The sequence below is a fragment of the Aureimonas ureilytica genome, from assembly GCF_001475935.1.
Classification (GTDB): domain Bacteria; phylum Pseudomonadota; class Alphaproteobacteria; order Rhizobiales; family Rhizobiaceae; genus Aureimonas; species Aureimonas ureilytica_A.
This window is the reverse complement of sequence record NZ_LDQA01000009.1, coordinates 56,382-72,181: the sequence shown is the minus strand read 5'-3', so window position 1 is coordinate 72,181 and position 15,800 is coordinate 56,382. Positions and strand designations below refer to the sequence as shown.

The 15,800-nt window shown below is 65.5% G+C and carries 14 protein-coding genes and 1 tRNA gene; 5 read left to right on the top strand and 10 right to left on the bottom strand.

What is annotated here, in order from left to right; all coding sequences use genetic code 11:
* The first annotated feature begins 288 nt into the window (after nucleotides 1-288).
* Nucleotides 289-1,026, top strand: a complete 738-nt coding sequence (locus NS365_RS03345) for a helix-turn-helix transcriptional regulator (RefSeq protein WP_058598921.1) — start codon at nucleotides 289-291, stop codon at nucleotides 1,024-1,026.
* Nucleotides 1,027-1,035: 9 nt separating this feature from the next.
* On the opposite strand, the gene NS365_RS03340 is transcribed toward NS365_RS03345, so the two are convergent.
* The 9 genes from NS365_RS03340 to aroA all read right to left on the bottom strand — a co-directional run bounded on the left by NS365_RS03340 (nucleotide 1,036) and on the right by aroA (nucleotide 9,844).
* Complete coding sequence (locus NS365_RS03340) at nucleotides 1,036-1,623, bottom strand: GNAT family N-acetyltransferase (RefSeq protein WP_058598859.1); 588 nt, start codon at nucleotides 1,621-1,623, stop codon at nucleotides 1,036-1,038.
* A 78-nt stretch (nucleotides 1,624-1,701) separates the two neighbouring features.
* Nucleotides 1,702-2,004, bottom strand: coding sequence for a hypothetical protein (locus tag NS365_RS03335; protein WP_058598858.1), 303 nt, complete (start codon nucleotides 2,002-2,004; stop codon nucleotides 1,702-1,704).
* 207 nt (nucleotides 2,005-2,211) lie between these two features.
* A complete protein-coding gene (locus tag NS365_RS03330; RefSeq protein WP_058598857.1) occupies nucleotides 2,212-2,532 on the bottom strand; it encodes a helix-turn-helix transcriptional regulator in 321 nt (106 codons plus the stop codon).
* 121 nt (nucleotides 2,533-2,653) lie between these two features.
* Entirely contained in the window at nucleotides 2,654-3,601 is a 948-nt protein-coding gene (locus NS365_RS03325) for a helix-turn-helix transcriptional regulator (protein WP_153003635.1), read from the bottom strand.
* Between the two features lie 551 nt (nucleotides 3,602-4,152).
* Complete coding sequence (rpsA, locus tag NS365_RS03320; protein ID WP_058598855.1) at nucleotides 4,153-5,850, bottom strand: 30S ribosomal protein S1; 1,698 nt, start codon at nucleotides 5,848-5,850, stop codon at nucleotides 4,153-4,155.
* 245 nt (nucleotides 5,851-6,095) lie between these two features.
* Nucleotides 6,096-6,725 (bottom strand): (d)CMP kinase, encoded by a 630-nt coding sequence (gene cmk, locus NS365_RS03315; RefSeq protein ID WP_058598854.1) that lies wholly within the window; start codon nucleotides 6,723-6,725, stop codon nucleotides 6,096-6,098.
* 144 nt (nucleotides 6,726-6,869) lie between these two features.
* Nucleotides 6,870-7,973, bottom strand: a complete 1,104-nt coding sequence (locus NS365_RS03310; protein WP_058598853.1) for a serine hydrolase domain-containing protein — start codon at nucleotides 7,971-7,973, stop codon at nucleotides 6,870-6,872.
* 69 nt (nucleotides 7,974-8,042) lie between these two features.
* On the bottom strand, nucleotides 8,043-8,495 hold the full coding sequence (locus tag NS365_RS03305; protein ID WP_058598852.1) for a hypothetical protein: 453 nt from the start codon (nucleotides 8,493-8,495) through the stop codon (nucleotides 8,043-8,045).
* Complete coding sequence (aroA, locus tag NS365_RS03300) at nucleotides 8,492-9,844, bottom strand: 3-phosphoshikimate 1-carboxyvinyltransferase (RefSeq protein ID WP_058598851.1); 1,353 nt, start codon at nucleotides 9,842-9,844, stop codon at nucleotides 8,492-8,494. The genes NS365_RS03305 and aroA overlap by 4 nt, the downstream gene beginning before the upstream one ends.
* 372 nt (nucleotides 9,845-10,216) lie before the next feature.
* On the opposite strand from aroA, the gene NS365_RS03295 reads away from it, so the two are divergent.
* From NS365_RS03295 to NS365_RS03285, 3 genes are all read left to right on the top strand, one after another.
* Nucleotides 10,217-10,639 carry a TIGR02300 family protein gene (locus tag NS365_RS03295; protein WP_058598850.1) on the top strand — a complete coding sequence of 141 codons (423 nt, stop codon included), beginning with the start codon at nucleotides 10,217-10,219 and terminating at the stop codon, nucleotides 10,637-10,639.
* 353 nt (nucleotides 10,640-10,992) lie between these two features.
* A tRNA-Ala gene (locus tag NS365_RS03290) sits at nucleotides 10,993-11,068 on the top strand.
* A 681-nt stretch (nucleotides 11,069-11,749) separates the two neighbouring features.
* Nucleotides 11,750-13,756: a HAMP domain-containing methyl-accepting chemotaxis protein gene (locus NS365_RS03285; protein ID WP_193753376.1), complete on the top strand. Its 2,007-nt coding sequence runs from the start codon at nucleotides 11,750-11,752 to the stop codon at nucleotides 13,754-13,756.
* A gap of 259 nt (nucleotides 13,757-14,015) precedes the next feature.
* On the opposite strand, the gene NS365_RS03280 is transcribed toward NS365_RS03285, so the two are convergent.
* Entirely contained in the window at nucleotides 14,016-14,411 is a 396-nt protein-coding gene (locus tag NS365_RS03280) for a hypothetical protein (protein ID WP_058598848.1), read from the bottom strand.
* Nucleotides 14,412-14,674: 263 nt separating this feature from the next.
* Here NS365_RS03280 and NS365_RS03275 point away from each other — a divergent pair, with 263 nt between their 5' ends.
* Nucleotides 14,675-15,787: an ABC transporter ATP-binding protein gene (locus NS365_RS03275; RefSeq protein WP_058598920.1), complete on the top strand. Its 1,113-nt coding sequence runs from the start codon at nucleotides 14,675-14,677 to the stop codon at nucleotides 15,785-15,787.
* Nucleotides 15,788-15,800: the final 13 nt, after the last annotated feature.

Genomic DNA, 15,800 nt, shown 5'->3' with positions numbered 1-15,800 from the left:
ACGGGGGCGACCGTTCGGCGCTCTCATTCGCCATCTCCTTACGCGCTCCGCACTCGACGCTCTTGCCGTTTCTTGCGGTGGAACGAGCTTGTGAAAACCCGCTGCTCGCGCGCAAGATCGGCGCTAAAGCCCCTTCAGGAGGGGATCGCCCGGACACTTTCCATGCCGCTCTCCGCCCCGCCTTCCGTGTTCGACGCGCTTTCGGCCTCGCCCAGCGCCCGCGCGACGCATCGGCTCGATCTGGGCTCGGGGCGCTCGGCTGCGATCTGGACCAATGCGCGCGACCGCGTGCGCTATGAGCGGCCGCAGGGGCATACGATCAGCCTCTATCTGCGGGGCGGCGAGGGGACGCGCCGTCTCGGCCGTCAGATGGCAAGTGGTCGGCCAGGCGCGGTCTGCGTCCTGCCGCAGGGCCATTCCTCGGAATGGGAGATTTCCGACACGTTCGAATTCGTCCATCTCTATCTGCCGGACGCGGAGGCGCGCCGCTACTTTGCCGAAGCGTTCGAGCGCGATGCGCGGCTGATGGTTCTGCCGGAGGCGACCTTTTCCGAACAGCCGCGTCTGGCACTGGCCATGGAGCGTCTGGCAGGCGCGGTCCGCTCTGGCGAATCTCTGGCGGCCGAGGAAGCGATGGGCGAAGCGCTGGGCCTCTGCCTGTCGGCCGGTGTGGGGGCGCGACCGTATTTGAAGGGCGGCCTCGCACCGCATCTCCGCCGGCGCGTTATCGATCATGTCGAGGCGGGGCTGGAGGGTGCGCTGCGGCTGGACGATCTGGCCGAAGCGGCCGGGCTCAGCGCCTTCCACTTCCAGCGCATGTTCCGCGAAAGCTTCGGCGTTTCACCCCATTCCTATGTTCGCCGGCGGCGGGTGGAGCGGGCGCGGCACCTCCTTGCGGGCGCGGGCGCCATCGCCGACATCGCCTTCGCCTGCGGCTTCACCAGCCAGAGCCACCTGACGCGTGTCTTCAAGGCCGAGACGGGCTTGACCCCGGCTGCCTATCGCGCGGCAGCCAAAGCCCGATGAACAGAATGATCAGTCGAAGATCGGGACATGGGGCGCGGCATCGCGCGGCAGCGCGCCGTTGAGGCGTGGATCGTCGGCGATCTCCAGGCTTTGGCCGATGGGGACGAAGCCGCTGCGCTGGTAGAAGGCGAGGGCGCGGGGGTGGTCGATCGTGTTCGTGTGCAGCCAGAGACGCTGCACGGGCCGCGCAAAGGCCGTCTCGATCGCGTGGTTCATCAGCGCGCGCGCCGCGCCCGTTCCCTGCTGGCTCTCGGAGACACCGAAATATTTGATCTCGCAGCTCTCCGGCTCGGAGAAGTCGAGTTCCAGAAGGCCCTCGTCTTCGCCCGCCACACGCCAGGAGAAGATCGCTGTCGCCGGGTTCTGGAGCACGGCATCGAGTTCGGCTTGGCTCATATAGAGGCGCGAGAACCAGAGATGCGCGCCGCCGACCTTGCGGTAAAGGGCGAGATAGGTGTCGGCATCGGGCTGCGTCCAAGGGACGATTTCACCCATCAGCGCTTCAGGCGCGGGCCGCAAGGGCGGCCGCTGCCGCATCTCGAGCGAGGTCGCGATGGCGGCGATCTTGCCGCGTCCGATCTCGTGAAACCGTTCCATGCCTCTGGTGCTCCCTCGACTGCGGCTCGATGAGCGCAGGTCGCACAGGCTGACAGCGCCGACAAGCCCGAAGCGGGGTCAGATGAACAGGAAGGCCAGAACCAGATAGATCGCCTGAAGCGCAACCACGAACACGGCACTCAGCAGAAAGGCTTCGCCCCAACTGTCTGACACGAGGAAAATGGCCGGCAGTCCGACGGCGAGCGCCAGAAGGAAGCGGCGAAGAAACAGGCTGACATGCCAAGGCGAGCGCTCCAGCGGCTCGCCCTCGGCCAGGGGGGCGCGCGGCCGCGCCTCACCCTGCTTCGCTTGGGATCCGAGTTTCGGCGTCGAGGCGGCCGATCCGAGGACATGGGGTCTATCGTCCAGACGGGGTGACATGCTCTTCGGCTCGCTTCACGAGAAAGAAAGGCGGATTGGAACGCAGCGCCACGGAATCATAGCGATCGGTCCTTTGCTAATCGTAAGTGTAACTTGCAGGAATGAAGCCGCGCCTTCAAGTTGAAAGTCCAAAAGGTCGCAGGCCGCCGGCTCGGCGATCGGCATACGACACAGACGGCGTATGAGCGTGAAGGGCGAAAGGAGCGCTCAGCTTTCCGAAAAGGACGCGAGCAACGTCACGACGTCCGCTTGTCGCTTGGTTCCGGTTTTGATGAAAACGGATTTGACCTGCGTGCGGACGGTTTCGTAGCCGACGCCGATGCGCCGGGCCGCCGCTTTCAGGCCACGCCCTTCCTGCAGGACGATCACGAGCCGAAGCTCCGCCATGGTCAACTGGTAACGGTCGCCGAACGCGCGCAGCTTTCGAGCAAATCCCTCATCGATTTGAAACGTTTCAAAGGTCTTTCGATGTTCAACCTTGCGACGGGTGAAGGCAACCCTCTGATCATCGTTGGGGGCGGCATCCATTATGGCGTCCTTACATATGTAACTATCGGAAAAGAACTATAACATGTTGTGCACGCCGGAGGTGAATGCGTCGTCACCCAATCGGGTGAAATGTTTTTCATGGTTGAGCTTTGAGTTTTCTCTACGTTCCGGAATTCAACCATAGGCTTATGATTGGCGTTAGTTCGGCCTGTCGTTGTGTTCCCGTCTTGGCGAAAACAGCCTTGAGTTGGCTACGCGCGGTCTCGTAGCCGATACCCAACGCCTTGGCCGCTACGGGAAGAGGAGCGCCATCCCGCAAAGCTTCCGCCAAACGCAGTTCGGAGGGCGTCAGGTGGAAGTGCGCCCCGAACGAGGAGAGATCAGGAGCACAATTTCGTGATGTGGCCCGGAAGGTCAAGACGGCCGTCTCCGCCGGAGAAAACCTCAGGAATGCTTTCCGGCCACGGGTTGCCGCTACGAAAACCTGATAGGGAAACTGATTGTTTGGTCTGCGGATCGTCAAGCTGGTGTCGGGAGAGGCCAAGCCATGGAGCGGCGTCGTGACCCGATGAACAGCCTGGCGAAACGCGATGGCGTCTTTCGGGTCCGTCGGCTCGATATGGCCCTGACGGGACCTCAATCCATCCTCGCGACGCAGCACCTCCTCGGCCAGCGCATTGGCATCGCGGAGCTTCATCGCGCGGTCGAGCGTGAGCACCGCCACCCTTTGGATTTCCAGAGCCTGATGAGCCAGCGCGAGTTCCGCTTGCGCCTCGCCGAGGCGCTCGGCTGTGCGAATGGCCGAGAGTACGCTGCGCGACAGGCGGTGGAAGCGCCGCTGCTCATCCAAACCATAGGCTCGCGAGCGCTGGCCCCGGTTCAACCAAAGGGTTAGGGGCGTATCATCCTTCAAAAGGATTTCCCCCATCGTATAGTAGAAGTTCTGCGGGCGGCACCAATCGACGAAGAACTCCGTTTCGGCGATGTCGAAGTCTCGCGAGATTTCCTTCAGATTGGCTTCGGTGAGGGCACGGCCGGGTGTGAAGAGCGAACCATTGGCATGGAATGGGTTCAGGGCGTGGTAGTGCTCGTTGTAGCGTTCGAGCATACCCGCACCATAGCCCTGGAAGGGAATGACCTCTGTTACGACCGGGGCTGATCGCGTAGCGCCGGAATTATAATGAAGATAAAGCGCGCCGGCGTGTGATCCGAACTGCTCGATCAGAGCCGTCAGAACCTCGTCCCAGAGTTCGGGCCTCCCGGACGCCTCCACGATCAGATCGTGAAGATCGTCCTCCCTGTCGTCATGGCTCGCCATGAATTTCCTTAAGGTGAACGATCGATCGTTACAGAAACAACCGATCCCCCTTCGGTCGCGCTGCGCATTGCGTTCGGGCATGGGTGGGGTTTTGCTTACGCGCCCTTGCGTCAGTGTCGTCCCGATGGAGCAGGAATTCAACTCACCTGAGAAGGGATGCTCCAAGATTCCATCGCGGATGGTATTCGAAATCGAACTGATCCATTCCTCGCGTCGGCACGATCGTGGCCGCGTCACCTGATCATTCAGGGGCGGCCACGAAAAAGCCCGCGCCGATCTCTCGGCGCGGGCTCAGCGTTCGATCGGGCCGGGCCGCCGTTTGGGCGGCCCTTGCCTTATGATTACTGCTCTTCGCGGTTCTTCATCGCGGCGGCGAGGATGTCGCCGAGCGAGGAGCCGGAGTCGGTCGAGCCGTACTGCGCCACGGCTTCCTTCTCTTCGGCGATCTGCATCGCCTTGATCGAGACGGCGATGCGACGGGCCTTCTTGTCGAACTGGGTGATGCGAGCATCCACCTTCTGGCCGACCGAGAACTTCTCCGGACGCTGATCGTCGCGATCGCGGCCGAGGTCGCTGCGGCGGATGAAGCTGGTCAGATCGGTATCGGCGATCTGGACTTCGATGCCACCCTCGTTGACGGCCGTCACTTCGCAGGTGACCACCGAGCCGCGACGCATGTCGCCGCTCTCGGCCACAGCGGTGAACGTGTCGCCGCCGACCTGCTTGATGCCGAGCGAGATGCGCTCCTTCTCGACGTCCACGTCAAGAACCTGCGCCTTGACCATGTCGCCCTTGTTGTACTCGTCGATGACCTGCTCGCCCGGACGGTTCCAGTCGAGATCCGACAGGTGGACCATGCCGTCCACGTCGCCGTCCAGACCGATGAAGAGGCCGAACTCGGTCTTGTTCTTGACCTCGCCCTCGACGATCGTGCCGACCGGGAACTGGTCGCGGAACGCTTCCCAGGGGTTCTGGAGCGTCTGCTTGAGGCCGAGCGAGATGCGGCGCTTGACCGGATCGACTTCCAGGACGACCACTTCGACTTCCTGCGAGGTCGAAAGGATCTTGCCCGGATGGACGTTCTTCTTGGTCCACGACATTTCGGAAACGTGGATCAGGCCTTCGATGCCCGGCTCCAGTTCGACGAAGGCGCCGTAGTCGGTGATGTTCGTCACGCGACCCGAGACCTTCACGCCCATCGGGTACTTGACGCCGATGCCTTCCCAAGGATCCGCCTCGAGCTGCTTCATGCCGAGCGAGATGCGGTGGGTTTCCTGGTTGATGCGGATGATCTGGACCTTGACGGTCTGGCCGATCTGCAGGATTTCGGTCGGGTGGTTGACGCGGCGCCACGCCATGTCGGTGACATGGAGCAGACCGTCGATACCGCCGAGGTCGACGAACGCACCGTAGTCGGTGATGTTCTTGACCACGCCCTCGACGACCTGACCCTCTTCGAGGTTCTGGACGATCTCGGAGCGCTGCTCGGCGCGCGACTCTTCGAGAACCGTGCGGCGCGAGACGACGATGTTGCCGCGGCGCTTGTCCATCTTGAGGATCTGGAACGGCTGCGGGGTGTTCATCAGCGGGCCGACGTCGCGGATCGGACGGATGTCCACCTGCGAACGGGGCAGGAAGGCGACGGCACCGTCGAGGTCGACCGTGAAGCCGCCCTTGACCTGGTTGAAGATCTGACCTTCGACCTTCTCGCCGGCGTTGAACTTGACTTCGAGCTTGACCCAGCTCTCTTCGCGGCGAGCCTTGTCGCGCGACAGAACGGCTTCACCGAGGGCGTTCTCGATACGCTCGACATAGACTTCGACCGTGTCGCCGACCTTGAGCTCGGTGCCGCTCTTGCCGCCGAATTCCTTGAGGGCGACGCGGCCCTCGACCTTGAGGCCGGCATCGATGACGGCCATGTCCTTCTCGATCGCGACGACCGTTCCGCGGACAACCGAACCTTCGGCGATATCCTGATCGTGGAACGAGGCTTCGAGAAGCGCGGCGAAATCGTCGCGCGAGACTGCTGCGTTGGACATTCGTTCTCCTTGAGGCTCCTCTCCGTGAGAGGAGCGGCGCGCCGGGGTTCGCGTTTCGTGTACCGATGGCGGTCCCGCCCCGGTGCCGATCCGCTCTGGATCGATCATCGAGGCTGACGGGCAAGGCCCGTTTCGGCGCGGTGGACCTGCCTTCGGCGATGGTTCGTTCACATTGAATACGTTAAAACCGCGCGTTTCCAACCCCTGAAGGTTCGAAAGCGGCGGCCTGACGTCTTCGTGTTCCGTTAATGTGGCGCACCGTCGATGATTGCGCAAGCGGCCCGGAACGCATCCTCTATACCCAGTTCGCTCGTATCCAGCAAGCGCGCGTCGGCCGCTGGTTTCAACGGCGCGACACTGCGCCCGGCATCGCGCCGGTCGCGCTCGCGCACCTCGGTGAGGATGGTTTCGTAATCCACGGGCCGGCCCTTGGCGAGCAATTCGTCCGTGCGCCGGCGCGCGCGCACCTCCGGCGAGGCGGTGACGAAGAGCTTCACCGGCGCATCGGGGCAGATCACCGTGCCGATGTCGCGCCCGTCGAGAACCGCGCCGCCGGGCTGCGCGGCAAAATTTCGCTGGAAGGCATCCAAGGCCTGACGCACCGGCGGATGGGCGGCGACGCGCGAGGCGAGTTCTCCGGCCTCGTGGCCGCGCAGCGTGCCGTCGTCGAGATGCGAGGGCACGAGATCGCGCGCCACCGCCCCGGCGGCCTCGGGATCGTCCAGATCGACGCCGCGCTCGCGCGCCAGGCGTCCGACCGCGCGGTAGAGAAGCCCGGTGTCGAGATGGGGCAGGCCGTAATGGGCGGCGAGCCGCTTGGCGAGCGTGCCCTTGCCGGCGGCCGCCGGTCCGTCGATCGCGATCACGAGCGCCATGGTCCCTCTTATGCTTCTGCGCGCGACAGCTGCGCGCGCTTCTCCTTCTTGCCGTCAACGAAGGTCAAGCTCAACGGCTCCTGGCCCCGGTCCGCGGATTATCCCAAGGCGGACATGGCTTTGGCTGAAAAAGAGGTCTGACATTCAGCCGTCATAGAGGGCGCGGCGCAGCGCGAGCGGAAAGGCGCCTTCGCCGCCATAGAGCGCGGTGTTGGTGAGCGAGACCATCGCGATGTCGCTCGCGGGGTCGATCGACCAGATATGGCCGTAGATGCCGCCCCAGCTATTGGTGCCCGCCGGCCAAGGCAGCTCGGCCAGGGCCGGGTCGATCGTGGTGGAGCCGAGATAGCTGAAGCGCTTGCCCGGTGCCTGCTCGACCTCGCCCGTTTGGTTGGCGAGCGCGCGGCGCACCGTGTCCGGCTGGAGGATCGGCTCGCCGCCGGACAGAAAGGCCGTGAGGAAGCGGATATAGTCGGGCGCGGTGGTCGCCATGCCCGCGCCGCCGGACTGGAAGGCGGATGGATTGAGGATGCGGGACGGCGAGAAGGTGAGCCAATCGCCCCAGGGGCTCGCCATCACATGCGGCTCGCCCATACGCACGGGCTCATCCTCGCCGTCGCCATAGGGCACGGCGAGGCGCGCGGCGTCGACCGGCGGGAAATCCGTGTCCGCCATCCCGAGCGGCCCGGTCACATGCGCGCGCACGGCCTCGGCCAGTGTCGAGCCGTGGACGGCGGCCGCCACCGCGCCCAGCACGTCCGTCGCCATGGAATAGGCCCAGGCCGTGCCCGGCTCGTAGGCGAGCGGCTGGGCGGCGATGCGGCGCAGCGTCTCGTCCAGCGTCACGGCCGTGTCGGGCAGGCCCGAGGTGATCGCGCGGTCGCGCGGATAGGAATAGGTGAGACCCGCCGTATGGGTCAGAAGCTGCGCCAGCGTGATCGCCGGCTCGCGGCCGTCCGCGAGTTTCGGCCGGAAGGTTGGCAGGAACTTCGTCACGGGGTCGGTGAGAGCGAGCCGCTCCTTCTCGGCCAGCGCCAGGATCGTGGCCGCCACCAGGGGCTTGGTCAGAGAGGCCGCGCGAAACAGCGTGTCCTCGCGCATCGGAATGCCGGCTTCCCGATCGGCCAGCCCGGCTGCGCGGCGATAGGTGATGGCTCCACCCTCGACCACCATCACGACGGCGCCGACGAGGCGGCGCGCCGCGATGGCCTCATCGATCACCCGGTCGATGCGTTCGGCTCGAATCATGATGGATGTCCTCCCCGGCGCTCATTGTGAGCCGAGACGGGCGGGAGGCTCAAGCCTGCGCGGGGGCGCTCAACCCTCGTCGTCCTCGGGTTCGGCGCGCGCCGCGCGCTCGCGGAACCCGGCCGCGCCCGAACGGGACGGTTGGTGTTCCAGATGCTGGAACCAGCCGAAGGCCACGGCGATCAATGCGAAGCATCGTCCGAGAACGAAGGGGATCGCCGCGAAGAACAGAATGCCCGCGATCGACCCCATGAGCCAGAGCGCCGAGATCGCAGCGCACAGGGTGCCGCTGGCGGTCCAGGCCAGCCATTCGTCCAGCTCCGAACCGGAGAAGCGCAAGGTCAGCGACAGGGCGACGAGGGCCGGCAGCAGGAGTTTGGCCGCCATGATGCGAAGGGCCGAGCCGCCGTCGCGGCGCGCCTGCGCATGAACATGATGCGCGAGGCTTCGTCCGTAAAGAAAGGCGAGGGGGCCGAAGATCGCGAGAAACAGCGCGAGAACGGCCCCTTCGAAGATCGTCACTCCGCCGGCTGGAGTTCGCCGCCGAGCGTCGCGATCAGCCCCTCGAATTCGGGGAAGCTCGTCGCGATCATCGTGGCGTCATCGACGCTGACGGGATGCTGGCTGGCCAGACCCATGATCAGGAAGCTCATCGCGATGCGGTGGTCGAGATGGGTTTCGACCCGCCCGCCGCCGAGGCCAGAGCCATCGGGGCGGCCGGTGACGCGCAGCCAGTCCTCGCCTTCCTCATGCACGACGCCATTGGCCTTCAGGCCGGCGGCGACGGCGGCGAGGCGGTCGGATTCCTTGACGCGCAGCTCGTCCAGCCCCTGCATCAGCGTCTCGCCTTCGGCAAAGGCGGCGGCCACGGCCAGCACGGGATATTCGTCGATCATGGACGGCGCGCGCGACGCCGGCACGGTGACGCCGCGCAGCGCGGAATGGCGCACATGGAGGTCTGCCACCTCTTCGCCGCCCGACAGGCGCGGGTTCACGGCCTCGATGGACGCGCCCATCTCGCGCAGCGTCTCGATCAGGCCCGTGCGGGTCGGATTCATCAGCGCGTTCTCGATCACCACGTCCGAGCCCGGCACGAGCAGCGCGGCGACCACGAGGAAGGCCGCCGAGGACGGATCGCCCGGCACCACGAAATCCGGCACGCCCTTCAACTCGCCCTGGCCTTCGAGGCGGATGATGCGGGTGCCCGAGGCGTCCGTCTCGACCGAGACCTTCGCGCCGAAGCCGTCCAGCATCCGCTCGGTATGGTCGCGCGTCATGATCGGCTCGATCACGGTGGTGACGCCCGGCGTGTTGAGGCCGGCCAGCAGCACGGCGGACTTCACCTGCGCCGAGGCCATGGGCACGCGGTATTCGATCGGGGCGGCGACGCGGGGGCCGCGGATCGACAGCGGCAACCGGTCCTTGGAGCGGGCCAGAACCTGAACGCCCATCTGGCGCAAGGGGTCGAGCACGCGGCCCATGGGCCGGCGCGACAGCGAAGCGTCGCCCACGAAGGTCGTGGTGAAATCATAGGGGCCGACAAGACCCATGGTGAGGCGCGAGCCGGTGCCCGCATTGCCGAAGTCGAGAACCCCGTCCGGCTCCAGGAGCGCGCCATTGCCCACGCCATCGATGATCCAGGCCTCGCCTTCGCGCTCGATCCGCGCGCCCATCTGGCGCATGGCGCGGCCGGTGGCGATCACGTCCTCGCCTTCCAGAAGGCCGGTGACGCGGGTGCGCCCGGCGGCGAGGCCGCCGAACAGGAAGGCGCGGTGCGAGATCGACTTGTCGCCGGGCACGCGCACGCGCCCGGAAAGGGCGCCCGTGCGGCGGCTCTGGAGGGGGCGGGGGGCGGCGGCGTGACCCGTCATGGCGGCTTCGTCCTCGTCGCGAGCCGGGGCGCGTGGGCCTGCTCGTCTTCTCCTGAAATCTGTCTGCCGCTCGCCTACCATCCAAACCGCGCGCAGGGGAAGAGCCTAGGCCAGCGCCGGAGCGGGAGGGGCCGGGCGCGATGGCGGCGGCCGGACGCTCGCCCTGCAGGACCACACCATGCGGCGGCGCGGATCGACTTCCAAGGCAAGCGGCAAATGGCGTCGCTTTGACAAGCCCCGGCGCAGGCCGTATGGGATCTTCCGCTTTTTCCTACCCCTCGACCGGCCGGCCTTGCGGCGATATGGGATGACCCGGCCCGGTCGGCGCCCGACACATGCGGGCGATCCCGCTCCCTTTCGAAAGGCGAACCCATGGCGAAACAAGAACTCGGCACGAAGCGCGTCGACCCGGAAACGGGACGCAAATTCTACGACCTGAACAAGGACCCGATCGTCTCTCCCTATACCGGCAAGTCCTATCCCCTGTCCTTCTTCGAGACGGTGAAGGCTTCGCGCAGCCGCGTCCAGCAGGAGGAAGAGACCGAAGAGCAGGAAGTCACCGAGGTCGCGGAGACCGATGAGGAGACGGTCTCGATCAACGACGTGGAAGACGAGGAGGGCGGCGCGACCGCGCCCAAGAACGATCTGCCCAATGTCGATGGCGACGAGGACGACGATGTCGTGGACGACGACAGCGATGATGACGATGACACGTTCCTGGCCGACGACGAAGACGAAGACGACGACATGACCGACATTATCGGTGGCGGTCGCGACGACGAGGACGACGTCTGATCTCCGGCGCAGACGCCGCGCCCGGCGCGGGTTCCTGACGCGACGAGAAAGGGAGGATCGGCCGATCCTCCCTTTTTCTTGTCTTCGACCCGGCCTCGCCCAACCAAAGGGCCGATGATTCGAGCCGGCAGACCTCTCGATCCCCGGCGATTCGCCGCGTGCGGAGCCGTGGAGACTCACAGTCGGTCAGCCAAAAACCAAGTCATGACAGAGGCTTGACGGTCCGATTTCACTTTCGTGTCGGTGCCTCGATTTTTTCGCTTGCGTTCCCCCGGGCCTTCTCCTAGAAAGCGCTCACACCAGATGCGGGGCCGGCCCAACGGCCCTGACGAGGTTGCCACGAAAGTGGCACTGGGGCCATAGCTCAGCTGGGAGAGCGCTTGAATGGCATTCAAGAGGTCGTCGGTTCGATCCCGATTGGCTCCACCACCCTAAACCTCTGCATCTGATAATCGCCGAATGAGATGGTAGCCTGCCAGCTTGCTGTGCGGGCTTGTTCCTGTTTCGACGCTCATGCGTCTCGTTAATACCGGGTCGGCGATCTTCGGGGCGTAGTGGGCTCTGGTCTTTGTCTGTCGTTTTGCCCGCTGTGGGAGCAGGGCTTTCGGTGCGAGCCTTTCGCACCGCCCGCTGTGGCCCTTGTTGTTGGGCGCGGCGCGGTCGCGAGCCGGCTGTTTTCAAGCATCCCGCGGGATTCGCCGACATCGATCGTCGGTTTCCTCCGAGCTGCAGGCTCTGCGGGAACTGCACGCGATAGCTCGCGGACGAGAAACACAGACGGGGTCGTCTTCGTGTGCAGCGGACGCTCGACCCAACGATCCTGATTTCTGCGGTCGGCTTTCCTAGCCTTCGTCTGGGAATGTTCCGCGTACGAGAGGGCGGGCGAGGCTGCGACCATCGCTTGAGCGGCTCTGGCCCAACGTTGGGATGGTACCGGTTCGGAACGCGCTAATGCACGTTCTTGCGAACAGTCAGTCTATCCGAGCTATTTACTACGAGAAAACCAAATCGTGAGAGATAGAATCTTGGGGCTGCTTTGAGACACGTTATGTCAAACGATCGCGTGTCAGGATGCGGCATCGTAGTATCCTCCTTTGGGTTGTCTTGATCATGCGTTTCTCATTGAAAGGCCGACTCATTGCAGGATTTGGCTCAATTCTGGTCTTTGCCTGCGCTCTCGGCGCCTTCGGCATCACCTCGCTTTCCGAAAACGCAGACCGATTCTCCCAGTTCGTCGAGCACCCGTTTCAGCAGGTCCAGAACCTCAAGGAGCTGTCGGCGCAGCTCGAAGGCGTGCGCAACGCCCTTCGTTCGACCATCACCGTTTCGCGCGATGAAATGCCGGCGGAGCGTGCACGCTACGCCGAGTCCTGGGCACGCATCGACAAGGCGATGGCCTCCTATGCCGCGTCCGTGACGTCGGCGGAGGCCGAGCATGATTTCAGCGATCTCAAGGCCGCTGTCGCGGCCCTGCGGGCGGTGTCCGATCAGGCGCTGGACCTGGCGCAGGCCGCCGACATTCATTCGACGGAAGAGGCTGTCGAGCGGATCGAAGCCGATAATGCCACCTTTGAAGCGGCGCTCGGCGCCTTGAGGGACGCCCTGCCGAAGGATGGCTCCGCCGGCCAGCTTCCGCTGCTGCTCGGCAAGGCCGAGCAAGCCTATCTGCGCACGCGGCTCGATATGGTGGACATTCTGACCCATAGCGAGCCTGAGGTTACCGCCTCGGCCAAGCGCCGCTTCGTCGCCTCGCTGGAAGCGGCGCAAAACCACATCCAGGCGCTTCGCAGCGCCGCGCCGGAGCGCCTCGCGCCGCGTGTCGACGCTCTCGCCCAGGCCTGGACGAGCGTCGCCTCCACCATGCAGGCGGCCGAGCGGAAGGGCGAGGACAATTCGCTGAACGATACGCTGGCCTTCCTGGGCGCCAAGCAGCGGCCTGCCGCGCTCGCCATGAAGAAGCGCATCGACGACATGGTGGATCGTTCGAACGAGATGGCGACCGCGTTCGCAGCCGACGCGCAGGCGCGCTACGTCGCCATGCGAAACGGCGCGATCGCCGCTCTGGCGGTGACCTTGATCCTGGGGATCGGGGTGGCCGGCTGGATCGCGCTCTCGCTCACCCGAGGCCTGCGCCAGCTCAACGACAATTTGGACTTGATCGCCGAGGGTGATCTGTCGCAGCGCATCGTGCATGGACGGACGGACGAACTGGGCGATGTGCTGACGCGCCTGTGCCATACGCGCCTCCGCCTGTCGGCGACGATCCATACCGTGCAGATGTCGGCATCGCAGGTTTCGGCGGGTTCGCAGAAATCCTCATCCACGGCGGCGCAGCTGTCGTCAGGCTCGTGCGAGCAGGCGGCTGCGTCCGAAGAGGCCTCTGCCGCGATCGAGGAGATCAGCGCCAACATCCGCCAGAATGCCGACAACGCTTCGACCACGGAGAAGATTGCGGCGCAGGCGGCTCAACATGCCGGCACGACGGGCGAAGCGGTGGCGCAATCCACGCAGGCCATGCGCGACATCGCCGAAAAGATTGCCATGGTACAGGAGATCGCGCGCCAGACCGATCTCCTCGCCCTGAATGCCGCGATCGAAGCGGCCCGCGCCGGCCAGCATGGCAAGGGGTTTGCCGTGGTGGCCTCCGAAGTGCGCAAGCTGGCCGAGCGGGCCCAGAAGACGGCGATGGAAATCGGCGATCTGTCGATGCGCACGCTGGTGGTGGCTGAAGACGCCGGCTCGCGCCTGGAGCGGCTGGTGCCCGATATCCGGAAGACGGCGGAACTCGTGTCCGAGATTTCGGCCGCCTGCCGCGAGCAGTCGATCGGCATCGACCATATCAACCAGGCCATTCAGAAGCTCGATCAGGTGACGCAATCCAACGCCAGCGGCGCCCGTACGATGGCGGAGACGGCCGAGCAGCTTTCGACGGAAGGCGAGCGGCTTCGCCATGAGGTCGGCAAGTTCCAGCTCAACACGAGCGAAGCGCAGGATGTGCTGCAGGGGCTGGAGGGCGGCCACACCATGCGCCCTATGCCGGCCATGTCGGAGAAGGTCGCCCAAGATGCGCCGGCCGAGCGCGGGCACGACGGCGAAAGGCTTCGACAAGCGGCCTGAAGCCTGGCGGGGCATGGCCGGTTGAGGCAGGGCGGGGCACCGAACCGATCCGGTTTTGCCGGACTGGACCGCCCAGAACAGGTTTTGCGTTTCGAAACGGCCTTCCGGTTTCCGGAAAGGGCCATGGTTCCACAAGGCGGCCCCACCTTCGATCGCGCATCGAAAATCACGAGAACGACGGCGTCTCTCGTCGCCCATCAAAAAAGGGATGCGCCCGTTCGAGCGCATCCCTTCTCGTTTAGCTGACGATAGGCTGCGTTCAGCGAGCCGGAGCGGTCGAGTCGATGCCCGACGTGTTGCCTGGGACCGGAACACTGCTGCGGCCCGCTGCGGTGTCGGCCGGCACGGCGTCGGTGCGGGTGATCACGCGGGAGGCTGCATCAGCCGGCACGGTGGAGTCGATGCCCGAAGTGTTGCCCGGCACAGGAACCGAGCTGGTGCTGGTCTGGTCGGTCGCGACCGGCGCATCCATGCGGGTGATCACACGGGAAGCCGCATCGGCCGGCATGGTGGAATCGATACCGGAATCATTGCCCGGCACCGGCACCTTGCTGACCGACTCGGGCGTGCCAGCCGGAGGAGCCGGCATCATCTGCGCGGAAGCAACGCCACCCATGAGGGCGAGGGCCGAAATGGTCAGAGCGAGCGTCTTCATTGGAAAATCCGATCTTGGAAACAGGCGCTTGGTGTGTCACCGCGCCGACATGAACTTCGCGACAAAAAGGCGGGAGAGCCGATCTTGGTTCCAGACGTGCGCAAGCTTTTTGCGCGGCCATCAGTGGCGTCCGATCACGTTTCGGAGAAAGGCCTTCGAATGGGTTTCCGGCCAGCGACACAGCGGACGCTTCTGTTATTGCTGTGTCATGGATGTGTGGCAGGCCGGGAAAACGCACGATGATGCAAACGCTTGAGGCCGGTATGGCGCGTTCGATCCACCTTCGCGGCGTGACGCGCCGCTTCCCGAACGGGCCTGCCGCGCTGGATGACGTGTCGCTCGACATCCAGGCGGGCGAGTTCCTGGCTCTGCTCGGGCCGTCGGGCTGCGGCAAGACGACGCTGCTTCGGCTGATCGCCGGGTTCGAGGCGCCGACCGACGGCACGCTCGCTTTCGACGAACGGCTTGTCGCCGGGCCGGGCTGTTTCGTGCAGCCCGAAGCGCGGCAGGTCGCCATCGTGTTTCAGTCCTATGCGCTCTGGCCGCATATGAGCGTCGGCGAGAATGTCGGCTATCCCCTGCGCGTCAAAGGCCTGCGTGGGGCCGAGCGAGCGCGCAAGGTGGCCGAGGCGCTGGCGGCGGTGGATCTCTCCGGCTTCGAAGGGCGGCGTCCGGCCGATCTGTCGGGCGGCCAGCGCCAGCGCGTGGCGCTCGCCCGGTGCCTCGCGATGGAGCCCGGCATCGTGCTTCTGGACGAGCCGCTCGCCAATCTCGACATGCATCTGCGCGCCTCGATGGAGGAAACCTTCCGCGCCTTCCACCGGCGCACGGGCGCGACCATGGTCTATGTCACCCATGATCAGGCCGAGGCCATGGCGATGGCGGACCGGGTCGCGGTGATGGAGCGCGGGCGCATTCTTCAGGTCAGCGCCCCGGCGACCCTGTACCGCGAGCCTGCAACCGAGGCGGTCGCCCGCTTCATCGGCCATGGTCATGTGGTCGAGGCCGATATCCTTCTCTCGCCGGGACAGGGCCATGCCCGTGCCCGGCTGCTCGGTGTCGAAGCCGATCTGCGCTGCCGCCCCGGCCTGCGCCTGCCAGCCGGCGCGCGCGGACGCGTCTGCCTGCGGGCCGAGGATCTGGAAGCCGACGCGCCGGGCGGGTTCCTCGCCCGTGTCCTGTCCTCGACCTTCAAGGGCGCGCATTCGCGCCTTGTGGTGGAGCCGCTCGCCGCTCCCGGCCTGCGCTTGGCCGTCCATGCCGACGCGCCTTATGCGGAAGGCGAGAGCCTGCGCGTCGGCCTCAAGGGCGGTTGGTTGCTGCCGGAGGGCGGCGAGGCGGCGACCCTGCCGGTGCGGGAAGCCGCGCTCGCCTGATCGGCGGGGCTCG

What these genes read in the sequence shown, in the direction of transcription:
- NS365_RS03340 (WP_058598859.1), bottom strand. Translation starts at nt 1,623, where the DNA reads ATGGAACGGTTTCACGAGATCGGACGCGGCAAGATCGCCGCCATCGCG.
- NS365_RS03335 (WP_058598858.1), bottom strand. Translation starts at nt 2,004, where the DNA reads ATGTCACCCCGTCTGGACGATAGACCCCATGTCCTCGGATCGGCCGCC.
- NS365_RS03330 (WP_058598857.1), bottom strand. Translation starts at nt 2,532, where the DNA reads ATGGATGCCGCCCCCAACGATGATCAGAGGGTTGCCTTCACCCGTCGC.
- NS365_RS03325 (WP_153003635.1), bottom strand. Translation starts at nt 3,601, where the DNA reads ATGCTCGAACGCTACAACGAGCACTACCACGCCCTGAACCCATTCCAT.
- rpsA (WP_058598855.1), bottom strand. Translation starts at nt 5,850, where the DNA reads ATGTCCAACGCAGCAGTCTCGCGCGACGATTTCGCCGCGCTTCTCGAA.
- cmk (WP_058598854.1), bottom strand. Translation starts at nt 6,725, where the DNA reads ATGGCGCTCGTGATCGCGATCGACGGACCGGCGGCCGCCGGCAAGGGC.
- NS365_RS03310 (WP_058598853.1), bottom strand. Translation starts at nt 7,973, where the DNA reads ATGATTCGAGCCGAACGCATCGACCGGGTGATCGATGAGGCCATCGCG.
- aroA (WP_058598851.1), bottom strand. Translation starts at nt 9,844, where the DNA reads ATGACGGGTCACGCCGCCGCCCCCCGCCCCCTCCAGAGCCGCCGCACG.
- NS365_RS03295 (WP_058598850.1), top strand. Translation starts at nt 10,217, where the DNA reads ATGGCGAAACAAGAACTCGGCACGAAGCGCGTCGACCCGGAAACGGGA.
- NS365_RS03285 (WP_193753376.1), top strand. Translation starts at nt 11,750, where the DNA reads ATGCGTTTCTCATTGAAAGGCCGACTCATTGCAGGATTTGGCTCAATT.
- NS365_RS03280 (WP_058598848.1), bottom strand. Translation starts at nt 14,411, where the DNA reads ATGAAGACGCTCGCTCTGACCATTTCGGCCCTCGCCCTCATGGGTGGC.
- NS365_RS03275 (WP_058598920.1), top strand. Translation starts at nt 14,675, where the DNA reads ATGGCGCGTTCGATCCACCTTCGCGGCGTGACGCGCCGCTTCCCGAAC.